This is a genomic window from Galbibacter kalidii (assembly GCF_026241135.1).
Classification (GTDB): domain Bacteria; phylum Bacteroidota; class Bacteroidia; order Flavobacteriales; family Flavobacteriaceae; genus Galbibacter.
The window spans coordinates 119962-131736 of the sequence record NZ_JAPFGA010000015.1 but is presented as its reverse complement, the minus strand read 5'-3'; the positions used below and the strand labels follow the sequence as shown (position 1 = coordinate 131736).

The window sequence follows — 11775 nt, the reverse complement described above, 5'->3', positions numbered from 1 at the left end:
GCGATCGGAGAACTCCAGAAGGTTTTGCCCTTTAAATATGTCCATTTTTTAATATATTTACTATGATTGAAGATACGTATTTAAATACTGACCTCTACAAAATATTTTATTGTCTATATCTTGCCTACCTATGATTGTCATTATTTCAACAACATCACCTACAATTCGATAATAAATGGTATCAACCCCGCATGCACAATACCTATATCCAGTTCTTATATAATCTGCTGAAGGAAATTGATATGGATTATCGGAAATGCGTTCGAAATGATCGAAAAAAGCAAAAAAATATGCATCGGCCTGAGTTTCGCCAAACTTTTTCACACCATATCTATGGATTCTTATAAGATCAGACTCTGCTTCCTTGCTAATCTTGTACCTTTTCATTTAGCTTCACTCTTCTTTGACTGGGCTAAAATCTCCTCTTTTGTTTTGTTAGAAAATCCCCCTTGTTCAGCTTTAACAAGCTTCTCTCGGATCCAGTCAATTTGCTTTTGTTGTTTTCGCGCCTGACGAATTAGGTCATTAACAAGTTCACTTTTACTTGTGTATTCTTCGCTTTTTACTTGCTCTTTTAACCATTTATCATTTGGCTTTGTCAATGATATACTTTGCCTCGTCATAATTTAAATTTCTGTATGGTTCAAATATACACCACATTCGAATCAAAAACAAATTCACTTACCTAATTCCCTTTTAATCAATCTTTTCGGTCAGTTTTGCAAACACTTTTTTAGGATCCTTTCCTTGATAAAGCACAGCGTAAACCGCATCAATAATTGGGGTTTTAGACTTTCTCTTTTGTTTAGAAGTAATAATATAGGCACTCTTTGTAGCGTAATAGCCTTCGGCTATCATATTCATTTCCATCATAGCACTTTTTACCGTATAGCCTTTGCCAATCATATTTCCGAACATACGGTTACGGCTAAAAATGGAATATCCTGTCACCAACAGATCCCCTAAATAGGCCGAATTGTTGATATTGCGTTTCATTCTGTGAATACGCTTGATAAAACGTTTCATTTCGCGTATGGCATTGCTCATCAATACCGCTTGAAAATTATCTCCATAGCCGAGTCCATGTGCAATACCTGCCGCTACGGCATAAATATTTTTAAGCACCGAAGCATATTCGGTCCCAATAATATCATCACTCACCTTGGTTTTGATATAGGAAGTAGACAATTTTTCTGCCAATAACGAGGCTTTAGATTCATCAGAGGAGGCCACTGTAAGATATGAAAGTCGTTCCAAAGCAACTTCTTCTGCATGGCAGGGCCCTGTAACCACTCCGATTCGTTCAAACGGCACGTCATACAAATCGTGAAAATACTCCCCTACTATAAGTCCGCATTCCGGGACAATCCCTTTAATAGCTGAAAAAATGACCTTTCCCTCCAAGGAAGTTGATAACTTTTTTAATTCGCTATTCAAAAAAGCAGACGGAATGGCGAAGATGAGATAATCGGCATAGTCGACAATCTCATTGATATCGTTACTCAGTTTCAATTTTTCCGTTTGAAACTCAACAGAGCTCAAATAATTCGGATTGTGCTGTTCATTCAGAATATGTTCCTTAGCATAAACATTACGCATATACCAGCCCACTTCATCAACATTCTCACACAATATTTTAACAAGAGCTGTAGCCCAGCTTCCACCTCCTAAAACAGCCACTTTTATGTTATTCTCCATTCCGGTTTTCGTTCATTTAAAAATCAAAAGTAATTAAATTTTGAAACAAGATGTTATAATTTGATTATCAATAAGTTAATGTTTTTGGCACAATCGTTGGTAATATCAAATTGAACTTTAAAGACGTATGATATGCGAATTGGAAAATTACTCTTGGGAATACTAATGATCGGTTTTATAACAACCTCTTGTTCGTCCGATCCATATATCAATGATGGAGCCCCTGCCATTACACTGGAAGAACTCTTGACTTCATACGATTTGTGGTATGTAAACATTAACGACACTCAAGGAAGTGGTGAGGTTCCTTTTTTACAAACCGCTTTTACCCTCTCTTTTGATTATGGTCTGCTTATGGCTAACAACAATCTTGTGGGCTTTGGGAGTACCGGAAATGGTTTAGGTATCAACACAGGCACCTATGCCACTTATGGATCAATACTGGAAGTAGATCACGATTTGGATGGTTTTATGCAACTGGAAGTGATTCAGCACCAACAAAACTATATCGAAATCTACGATTCCTACACCAACACTTCCTATTTTCTGACGGGATATCAAAGACAAAACTTTGACTATGATTATGTTTTTTATGAAAATATTGAATACTTCCTTCAGGAGTATGAAGCATGGGAAAAAACATTCACGAGTAATTATGGCGCTTTAAACGAATTTGACGAGGAGAATTTCCTCACTTTCATACCAGAAGGATATGGGGATACATTCCTGTCTTCTGTGGATCCTCCTTCCGGAACCTCTGTTAATAATGTGGTATGGGATTATGAAGGCATCTATGGTGTATATGATGTGGCAGGCGACCCCTATTTAAAAACTTTAACACTAGATTATGACTACATGGGCAATGATTATTTTGAACTTGTCGTTATTAATGATAACAAGATAGAGTTGTACCACCCGGATTCGGGAACAGTATATGAGTTTACAGGAAGAGGATACATTCAGTATTTAAAAGGAGCAGAAAATAATGATACAAAAAACTCAAGAAAACGTACTAAGGTAGAACGAGAAGAAATGAATATAGAACGTCAGAGCCCTCGGGGAAGACCTATTGTCTCCAGATGATAAACCCGACAAAACTGCCTGACAGCAGGCATAAGAACATCTAAAATCTCACTTTGTGAGTGAACATAGGAAAATTAAGTTAGGTTAGTTGATTTTTTGGTTGGTTATTTGTATTAAACCGCCTTTTGCCATAGCAAGAGGCGGTTTTTTCTTATTGTTTTATTTACTTTCTCCTCTTGTTTTGCATTTTGAATTTATGTACATTGAGAATTATTAACACATTATTATAAAAAATAAACATTATGGGATTATTTTCATTTATTAAAGATGCAGGTGCCAAAATTTTTGGCGGGAAAACTTCAGCAGAAAAAGCGGCAGAGGAAGCTGCGGATAAGGCTGCTGCCATTGAAGCGGCCAACAAAGAAGCCGCCGCTGGGCTTGCAGAAACCATTAACGACCTCGGACTTAAGGTTAAAGACCTGAAGATATCCATTTCCGGAGATACAGCTACTGTAAGCGGATTGGCATACGATCAAAGCAATAAAGAAAAGATTGTTTTGGTAGTAGGAAATAGTGCCGGAATTGCCGTGGTTGACGACCAAATGGAAGTGGAAAACACAGAGCCGGAAGCACAATTCCATACCGTAGTGAGCGGTGATACACTAAGTAAAATTGCTAAAGAATTCTACGGAAACGCAATGAAATATCCTGTGATATTTGAAGCGAATAAACCTATGCTTGAACATCCCGATAAGATTTATCCAGGGCAAGTATTGCGTATTCCTGCTTCGCCGGAATAAGATAAAATATTTATGTCACACTGAGCCCTGTCGAAGTGCACTCTAAAACTTTTTATTATTATCCTTCGACAAGCTCAGGAAGACAAGTCTTGAAATAGAAATATAAACAAATATTTATTTATAAAAATTCATCAGATCGATATATTCCCAAACATCAGGGGGTAACAAGGGCTTAACATTCTTGCCCTTTGCTATCGATTTTCTTATAAAAGTGGAAGATACCTCCATAATCGGAGCTTCCACTTTTTTTATTTTAGAATGGTCCTGAAATTCTGACTTCACTCCGGAATTTTTATGAATCCTCGGATATACATAAATATTGTAATGCGCTAAGATCATATCGTGATTTTTCCACTTGTGGAAGCTCGTCAGGTTGTCTTCGCCCATCAGCAAAGAAAAGCTGTGATCGGGGTGTTTTTCTCTTAGGTGAACCAGCGTGTTGATGGTATAATTGGGCTGCGGTAAATCAAATTCGATATTGCTGGGTTTTAGTTTATCATAACCTTCAGTGGCCTTGTAAACCATCTCCAAACGGTGGTGATCCTCTAAAAGGGTACGTTTCTTTTTCAGTGGATTATGTGGTGTGACCACCAACCAGACTTCATCTAAATCGGTGAATTCTACCATATGGTTGGCCAACACCAAATGACCTACATGTATGGGGTTAAAAGTCCCGAAATAGAGTCCGACCTTCTTCATTATTGTGTTCTTTCTTCCTTGTTCAAACCGATATAATCGGCTACCAGATCATAGGCTTCTCTTTGGGCCGTTGCCAAATCGTAGTTTTTTATAATCTCATCAAATTGAGGGGCCGTCGCCAACTCGATAGAAGCTTTGGCAATACGCATGTTTATCTTATCCTCGCTTTCGGTTTTCCTCTTTTTGAGTCTTATTTTTAGTTCGTCTACACTGGGCGGCTTCACAAAAACAGCCAGTGTTTCCTCGGGGAACTTCTTTTTTATTCGCAGTCCACCCGCCACATCAATATCAAAAATAACATTCTTCCCCAAGGCCCAGATACGTTCTATTTCCTTTTTTAATGTCCCGTAAAAATTATCGCGATACACCTCTTCCCACTCCAAAAAATCTTCGTTCTTTATATGATTTTTAAATTCCTTCAGGGACAGAAAATAATAATGTTCTCCATCTTTCTCTTCTCCCCTTGGTTCCCTTGAAGTTGCGGAAATGGAAAACGCAAGATTCAGTTCGGGATGCTTAAGCAAATGTTTGACGATAGTTGTTTTTCCACTGCCCGAAGGCGCAGAAAAAATAATGAGCTTTCCTCCCTTTCCGGTATTGTTTTCTTGCATTTTTCGTGTTGTTTCGTTTTGTGAATGTATGAATGATGGTTTAACTACAACACATTCAATATTTGCTCTTTGATCTTTTCCAATTCATCTTTCATCTGCACCACCAGTTGTTGCATGGGTGCATAATTGGCCTTGGAACCCGTTGTATTGATCTCCCTACCAATCTCCTGACAGATAAATCCGAGTTTCTTTCCGTTGGAATCATCAGAAGCAATGGTTTCCAAGAAATAATCCAAGTGATTGGCGAGGCGCACTTTCTCTTCTGTGATATCGAATTTTTCAAGATAATAGATCAGTTCTTGCTCAAATCGGTTTTCATCTACATTCTCCTTGATGTCGGAAACGGCTTTTTCCAAACGCTCGCGTACAGATGCCATACGTTCCGGATCCATCTCTTCCACCTGCTTTAGTAAAGTATGTATGTTTTGAATACGCTGAACAAAATCCTTTTCCAAAACAGCACCTTCCTGGGTTCGGAAAGTATTGATCTCTTTCAGGGCCTCAACCACGGCTTCTTTGATCGCCTTATATTCTTCTTCATCGATCTCATCGCGGTCTGCTTTGAGTGCATCGGGCATTCTCACAGCCATTTTCAGTAACTCTACATCGTCATTTTCAGTAATTTTTTCAGGATTAACAGCCCTAAGCTGTTCCATATATTGCCTCACCACGTTTACATTCACTTCTGAATTGGAAGCTTCTCCGGTAATCTCCACATACAGGCTAAAGTCAATTTTACCTCTCACCAAACTATTGGCAATGATATTTTTGAGCTCCAATTCTTTTTCCCTGTATGAAGAAGGAGTCCTGGCGTTCAGGTCGAGGCTTTTACTGTTAAGGGATTTTATTTCTACTGTTATTTTTTTGGAAGGAAGCTGAATCACATTCTTCCCAAAACCTGTCATGGATTGTATCATCTTTATTTTTTATCGATAGGCAAAAGTACGAAATTGAAAAGGTTTTGAAAATCAGAAATAATGTCATTTCAATTCCGAAAAAATACCTCATCAAAAAAGGCCACGCAAAATGCGTAGCCTTTTTATTTATATTCTTTTGATCAGGATTTTTAATCAGTCACAACAACCGGATTGCTATTGCTCCATTCGGTAACGTTGGTGATTCTATTATCGTCATAGTTAACTTCTTTTAAAACATCATCACTCCAGAAAAACCATTTCCCGGTCTTTTTTCCATGCTCATATTGTGCCATCGCTGTTTTATTCCCTTTTTCATCATACGATTTCCACTCTCCGTGAAGTTTTCCATCTAAATAATAACCCGTTTGTGCTACTTCCCCATTATCGTGAAAAAAAGTAGCTTTTATCTTTTCTCCTTCTTTTTCTAATTTTGGTTTATTCTCTACTTCTTGAGCCACAGCCGCAAACGAAAAAATCATCGCTAACATTAATACTATCCTTTTCATATCTTTAATATTTTAAATTCTTACATTTACTTTACACTAACATAACAAATATACTAAATTTATTTACATTAAAAAAACATTTACGTAACATTAAATTAACATTAAGCTTATAAAACACTTATTTAGAGATGTTTATAATATTAACTCAATGTAAAGAATATCTAACTTTAACATTTAAAACCCCAATTAGAGACGATTTCTGCTATAAAAACAGCTCTCAATGGTATTGGCGTTACAGTCAGTTGATAAAAGTTTAAATGAGTTCATTACCTTTGCACCGCTATAAAAAACAATGAAAATTCATGTATAGAAGTCATACTTGTGGCGAGTTGCGCGAAACGCATATAAACCAAGAGGTAACCCTGTCGGGATGGGTACAAAAAGTAAGGGATAAAGGATTTATGGTGTGGGTGGATCTCAGAGATCGTTATGGTATCACCCAATTAATCTTCGACGAAGAGCGCACGCCGAAGCAAATGATGGAAACAGCCGAAAATCTAGGGCGTGAATTTGTGATCCAGGTAAAAGGCTCTGTCATTGAGAGAGAATCCAAAAACAACAATATTCCTACCGGAAACATCGAGGTTTTAGTCAGTGAAATTACCATATTGAACAAATCCAAAACACCTCCTTTCACTATAGAAAATGAAACAGACGGCGGCGATGACCTACGAATGAAATATCGCTATCTCGATATCAGGCGTAATCCTGTGAAAGAAAGTCTTATTTTCAGACACAAAGTTAGCATTGAAGTAAGGAATTATCTTTCCACTCAAGGTTTTATAGAAGTGGAAACGCCATATCTCATTAAATCTACTCCTGAAGGAGCTCGCGATTTTGTGGTTCCTTCTCGTATGAACGAAGGGCAATTCTATGCTTTACCTCAGTCGCCACAGACCTTCAAACAATTGTTGATGGTGGGCGGAATGGATAAGTATTTCCAGATTGTGAAATGCTTTAGGGACGAAGACCTTCGCGCCGACAGACAACCGGAATTCACACAAATAGACTGCGAAATGGCCTTTGTTGAACAGGAAGATATTCTGAATGTTTTTGAAGGACTCACACGTCATCTTCTAAAAAACATAAAAGATGTTGAAATTGGTGATTTCCCAAGAATGACTTACGACGAGGCCATGCGGAAATACGGAAACGACAAACCGGATATTCGTTTCGGAATGGAGTTCGGCGAATTGAACGAAGTAGCACAGCATAAAGATTTTAAAATATTCAACCAGGCAGAGTTGGTAGTTGGAATTGCAGTTCCGGGAGCTGCCTCATACACCAGAAAACAGATCGACGCCTTGACCGACTGGGTAAAACGTCCTCAAGTGGGTGCTTTGGGCATGGTGTATGTGAAATGTAATGAAGACGGCACTTTCAAATCTTCTGTTGATAAATTCTACGATCAGGATGATTTGAAAAAATGGGCAGAAGTTACCGGAGCACAAGCTGGTGACCTCATCTGTGTATTGTCCGGTCCGGCAAACAAAACCAGAACTCAGCTTAGCGCCTTGCGAATGGAACTCGCCGAACGTCTAGGCCTGCGTAAAGCAGACGAGTATGCGCCACTTTGGGTAGTTGATTTTCCTTTATTGGAATGGGATGAAGAAACCGAGCGCTATCACGCTATGCACCATCCGTTTACTTCACCAAAGACGGAAGACATTAAACTATTGGACACAGACCCCGGAAAAGTAAGAGCCAATGCCTATGATCTTGTCCTTAACGGAAATGAGATCGGTGGAGGGTCGATCAGGATTTATGATAAAGATTTACAAGCCTTGATGTTCAAACACCTTGGTTTTACCGAAGAAGAAGCAAAAGCACAATTTGGTTTCCTTATGGATGCCTTCCAATACGGAGCGCCTCCACACGGCGGACTTGCCTTTGGTTTTGATCGTTTGGTGGCTATTTTGGGCGGACAAGAAACCATTCGTGATTTTATTGCATTCCCAAAAAACAATGCCGGACGCGATGTGATGATCGATGCGCCTTCAAAAATTGACGACGAACAACTCAAGGAACTCAACATTAAATTGGAAATTTAAAAATAGCCCCTGCAAGTCCCGTGCTTCGGGACTTGCAGGGTTATAAATTGAACAATCCTTCTCATTACTTTTATCTCATCTAAAATTTTTAACTTAAATTGAGGTTGAAAACTACTTAATAAGCATAATAAACTGTTATGTGAAATGCCAAACACGAAAAGAACTTTACTTACCCGCATATTGATCTGGCGTGCCAAGCACATCTCACAACGTCAATTCGTTTATATCCTTAGTATTTTGGTAGGTTTTACCTCCGGTATAGGTGCGGTGGTATTAAAGAACTTTACCCATTTTATAGAACTTTTGCTGGAAGGCAACCTCATTCAGCTTTACCATCATGCTTTCTATTTTGTTTATCCTTTAATCGGATTGGCGCTTACCTATCTCATTATCAAATACGTCATCAGAAATAAACTAAGCCAAGGCATCCCCTCCACCTTGTTTGCTATTTCCAAACGAAAAGGGATCATGAAGCAATTTCAAATGGTGGGGAGTATTCTTACCGCCCCCATTACCGTTGGTTTTGGTGGTTCTGTCGGGTTGGAGGGTCCTACGGTTGCCACAGGTGCAGCTTTGAGCTCTAATATCGCCCGGCTTTTTCATATGAATCAAGCCAACAGGACTTTGCTTATTGGCTGTGCTGCTGCAGGCGCCATGGCTTCGCTGTTTAAAGCTCCCGTTGCTGCTATCATTTTTGCGATAGAGGTCTTTAGTTTAGATCTTACATTGGCTTCGTTGTTACCATTGCTTTTGGCTTCCATTTCAGGAGTGATTACTTCCTATTTTTTCTTCGGAAGTGATATTTTGCTCCCCTTTAGACTTGAAGAGGGTTTTAAACTGAACGACATTCCTTTCTATATCCTTTTAGGTCTAGTAGCCGGATTTACCTCTGTTTATTTTACAAACGTATATGCAAGAATCAACGATTACTTTCAAAAAATTGCCTCCCCAATCAAAAGATTGATCATTGGCGGTCTGGGTATCGGGATACTTCTCTTTTTTATCCCCCCACTCTATGGTGAAGGTTATGAGGTAATCAACCATTTGGTACAAGGAAACCCAAAAGGGGCCCTGGAAAACAATTTTTTCAATCTTGACCTTGATAATGTATGGGTAGTAGTAAGCCTCCTGGCCGGTTTGGTTATTTTTAAAGTTGTAGCCAGTTCGCTAACCTTCGGAGCCGGCGGTGTAGGAGGAATTTTTGCTCCTGCCCTTTTTATGGGAAGTATCATGGGAAATTGTCTGGCCAAAATACTCAATAATATTGGGCTGTTGAATAGCCCCATATCCGAAAGTAATTTTACACTGGTCGGAATGGCGGGCTTAATGGCAGGTGTCCTTCACGCACCCCTAACAGCAATCTTCCTCATTGCCGAGCTCACCGGCGGTTATGAACTCTTTATTCCGTTGATGATCACAGCGGCTATTTCATTCTCGATCACAAAACATTTTGTTTCCCATTCAGTTTATACTATGGAATTGGCGCGTAAGGGAGAACTCATCACCCATAATAAGGATCACGCAGTTTTGACCTTAATGGATCTTGAAAGTGTAGTGGAAAATAATTTTATCCCTGTTTATCCGGATATGAAACTGGGTGAAATTGTACACGAAGCTGTTGTAAAATCCAAACGAAACATCTTTCCAGTGCTTGACCGAAAGACACACCAGATGAAAGGAATCATCCTGCTCGACGACATTCGATCGATTATGTTTGATCAAAGCCTGTATGACGATATAAAAGCATCCGATGTCATGCATAACCCTCCGGATACCATCGATTTTAAAGCAGATAAAATGACCGAGGTGATGCAAAAATTCCAAGACAGTGGAGCTTGGAACTTACCGGTAATCAAAGATGAAAAATATTACGGATTTGTATCTAAATCAAAATTACTAACGGCATATCGTAGAAAATTAATAACTTTTACACGATAGGGCACATCACCTTCTAAAAAATCAAAAAAAATGAAGAGAATCATTCAATTGCTTTTTGTCGCTATTGTAATCGCCGTAGCCGTTGGTTATTATTTCAAGTTGCTAGAAGAAGATCATATAACGGGTGACAAGATTATAGGGATTGCCGTTTTGGCTTTTGCTTTTCTTTTAATGCCCCTGTTTATATACCACCGATCTAAAGGGAAAAAATTATCAGATTATACACTGACCAAAGACAATCTTGATAAAATGAATAACAAAGAGGGGAAAAACCCTGAAAATCAATAATTTTTAAAAGAAAAAACCTTTATTTTATACAGCCTATTATTTTAATTGGTACATTTGAATTTTAATTTTTATTACATAATACAATGACTGGTACAGTAAAATTTTTCAATGAATCTAAAGGTTATGGATTCATTACAAACGACGACACAGGTAAGGACATTTTTGTTCACGTTACAGGATTAAACGGTGTCGAATTAAACGAAGGTGACAAAGTAGAATATTTAGAAGAAGAAGGCCGTAAAGGAATGGTTGCTGCCCAAGTGCAAGTAATCGGATAAAATATATTTTATTTTTGTAGTACTTAAAACCGACTGTATTTCAGTCGGTTTTTTTTTGCGTCAAAACTTAAAACGCTCAAATCCTTCAAGGTTTTCAAAACCTTGAAGGATTAATTCAAGTGCCCCGACGCTTCAGGGGTCGAAGACACATTGAACTTCAATAAGTTATACTTCGACTGTGCTTCGACAAGCTCAGCATGACATCTGAATTTACTGCTTTTTGGACAGCCTCTTAGTTTAAGTTCCGCTTTTCAATAAAAAACCGTTTTAACAACATTGAAGCTTCTTTCTCCATCACTCCGCTTACTACCTCTGTTTTGGGATGTAGTTGAGTGCCCATTTTTTTATACCCCCTTTGTTCATCTGCTGCTGCATAAACAATCTTGCTCACCTGGCTCCAATACAAGGCCCCAGCACACATCTGGCAGGGTTCAAGCGTAACATAAAGCGTGCACCCGCTTAGGTATTTCCCTCCCAAAAAATTGGCTGCTGCCGTAATCGCCTGCATTTCTGCATGTGCCGTTACATCGTTTAAGGTTTCGGTGAGATTGTGTGCTCTTGCTATGATCCTGTTGTCTATCACCACAAGTGCCCCCACTGGAATTTCACCATTATCATAAGCTGTTTCGGCCTCTTGCAAGGCCTTTTTCATAAAATAATTGTCATCGAATGGTTCTATCATAAAACAAAAATACAATGAACTCATTTAAACTTTTTCCAATTGGCTAAAAAATTACTCTTTTGGGCCTGCTTTTTGTCTTTCCTACCTGCTAGCTGGCAGGTTTTCCTTCCGTCCGCCTGAGGCGGATGCAACTCAAAAAAGCCTTCAATCAGACTCAAAATAGTTAATTTTCGCTTCAATCAAAAAAGGTTAAACAAGTTCAATATCCACTATCTTAACCCCACAAAGCGGGTTGAATTCTTCCCTTGCTGAATAATTTTTCAACCTACAATATAACTTAATCA

14 protein-coding genes are annotated in these 11775 nt (G+C 38.7%); 6 read left to right on the top strand and 8 right to left on the bottom strand.

Annotation, left to right across the window (positions count from 1 at the left end; genetic code table 11):
- Nucleotides 1–60: 60 nt before the first annotated feature.
- The 3 genes from OOZ15_RS15225 to OOZ15_RS15215 all read right to left on the bottom strand — a co-directional run bounded on the left by OOZ15_RS15225 (nucleotide 61) and on the right by OOZ15_RS15215 (nucleotide 1698).
- A complete protein-coding gene (locus OOZ15_RS15225; protein ID WP_265957283.1) occupies nucleotides 61–387 on the bottom strand; it encodes a type II toxin-antitoxin system RelE/ParE family toxin in 327 nt (108 codons plus the stop codon).
- Nucleotides 384–623 (bottom strand): ribbon-helix-helix domain-containing protein, encoded by a 240-nt coding sequence (locus OOZ15_RS15220; RefSeq protein WP_265957282.1) that lies wholly within the window; start codon nucleotides 621–623, stop codon nucleotides 384–386. Before OOZ15_RS15220 ends, OOZ15_RS15225 begins: the two co-directional genes overlap by 4 nt.
- A 73-nt stretch (nucleotides 624–696) precedes the next feature.
- Complete coding sequence (locus OOZ15_RS15215; protein ID WP_265957281.1) at nucleotides 697–1698, bottom strand: NAD(P)H-dependent glycerol-3-phosphate dehydrogenase; 1002 nt, start codon at nucleotides 1696–1698, stop codon at nucleotides 697–699.
- Between the two features lie 132 nt (nucleotides 1699–1830).
- On the opposite strand from OOZ15_RS15215, the gene OOZ15_RS15210 reads away from it, so the two are divergent.
- Nucleotides 1831–2781 (top strand): nicotinic acid mononucleotide adenyltransferase, encoded by a 951-nt coding sequence (locus tag OOZ15_RS15210; RefSeq protein WP_265957280.1) that lies wholly within the window; start codon nucleotides 1831–1833, stop codon nucleotides 2779–2781.
- Nucleotides 2782–3023: 242 nt separating this feature from the next.
- The gene (gene lysM / locus OOZ15_RS15205) at nucleotides 3024–3521 is read left to right on the top strand and encodes a peptidoglycan-binding protein LysM (RefSeq protein WP_265957279.1); all 498 of its coding nucleotides are present in this window, start codon (nucleotides 3024–3026) and stop codon (nucleotides 3519–3521) included.
- 114 nt (nucleotides 3522–3635) lie between these two features.
- Here the strand turns inward: lysM and nadD are convergent, their stop codons facing one another.
- The 4 genes from nadD to OOZ15_RS15185 all read right to left on the bottom strand — a co-directional run bounded on the left by nadD (nucleotide 3636) and on the right by OOZ15_RS15185 (nucleotide 6254).
- The gene (gene nadD, locus OOZ15_RS15200; RefSeq protein ID WP_265957278.1) at nucleotides 3636–4220 is read right to left on the bottom strand and encodes a nicotinate (nicotinamide) nucleotide adenylyltransferase; all 585 of its coding nucleotides are present in this window, start codon (nucleotides 4218–4220) and stop codon (nucleotides 3636–3638) included.
- Complete coding sequence (gene gmk / locus OOZ15_RS15195; RefSeq protein ID WP_265957277.1) at nucleotides 4220–4831, bottom strand: guanylate kinase; 612 nt, start codon at nucleotides 4829–4831, stop codon at nucleotides 4220–4222. The genes nadD and gmk overlap by 1 nt, the downstream gene beginning before the upstream one ends.
- Nucleotides 4832–4875: 44 nt before the next feature.
- On the bottom strand, nucleotides 4876–5748 hold the full coding sequence (locus OOZ15_RS15190; RefSeq protein WP_265957276.1) for a YicC/YloC family endoribonuclease: 873 nt from the start codon (nucleotides 5746–5748) through the stop codon (nucleotides 4876–4878).
- A 149-nt stretch (nucleotides 5749–5897) separates the two neighbouring features.
- On the bottom strand, nucleotides 5898–6254 hold the full coding sequence (locus OOZ15_RS15185) for a toxin-antitoxin system YwqK family antitoxin (RefSeq protein WP_265957275.1): 357 nt from the start codon (nucleotides 6252–6254) through the stop codon (nucleotides 5898–5900).
- Nucleotides 6255–6556: 302 nt separating this feature from the next.
- Between OOZ15_RS15185 and aspS the strand changes: the two genes are divergently transcribed.
- The 4 genes from aspS to OOZ15_RS15165 all read left to right on the top strand — a co-directional run bounded on the left by aspS (nucleotide 6557) and on the right by OOZ15_RS15165 (nucleotide 10809).
- Complete coding sequence (gene aspS, locus OOZ15_RS15180) at nucleotides 6557–8305, top strand: aspartate--tRNA ligase (RefSeq protein ID WP_265957274.1); 1749 nt, start codon at nucleotides 6557–6559, stop codon at nucleotides 8303–8305.
- 144 nt (nucleotides 8306–8449) lie between these two features.
- Nucleotides 8450–10243: a chloride channel protein gene (locus tag OOZ15_RS15175; RefSeq protein WP_265957273.1), complete on the top strand. Its 1794-nt coding sequence runs from the start codon at nucleotides 8450–8452 to the stop codon at nucleotides 10241–10243.
- Between the two features lie 30 nt (nucleotides 10244–10273).
- Nucleotides 10274–10531: a cytochrome b family protein gene (locus OOZ15_RS15170; RefSeq protein ID WP_265957272.1), complete on the top strand. Its 258-nt coding sequence runs from the start codon at nucleotides 10274–10276 to the stop codon at nucleotides 10529–10531.
- An 83-nt stretch (nucleotides 10532–10614) separates the two neighbouring features.
- The gene (locus OOZ15_RS15165; protein ID WP_265957271.1) at nucleotides 10615–10809 is read left to right on the top strand and encodes a cold-shock protein; all 195 of its coding nucleotides are present in this window, start codon (nucleotides 10615–10617) and stop codon (nucleotides 10807–10809) included.
- A gap of 232 nt (nucleotides 10810–11041) precedes the next feature.
- On the opposite strand, the gene OOZ15_RS15160 is transcribed toward OOZ15_RS15165, so the two are convergent.
- A complete protein-coding gene (locus OOZ15_RS15160; RefSeq protein ID WP_265957270.1) occupies nucleotides 11042–11491 on the bottom strand; it encodes a nucleoside deaminase in 450 nt (149 codons plus the stop codon).
- Between the last annotated feature and the right edge of the window lie 284 nt (nucleotides 11492–11775).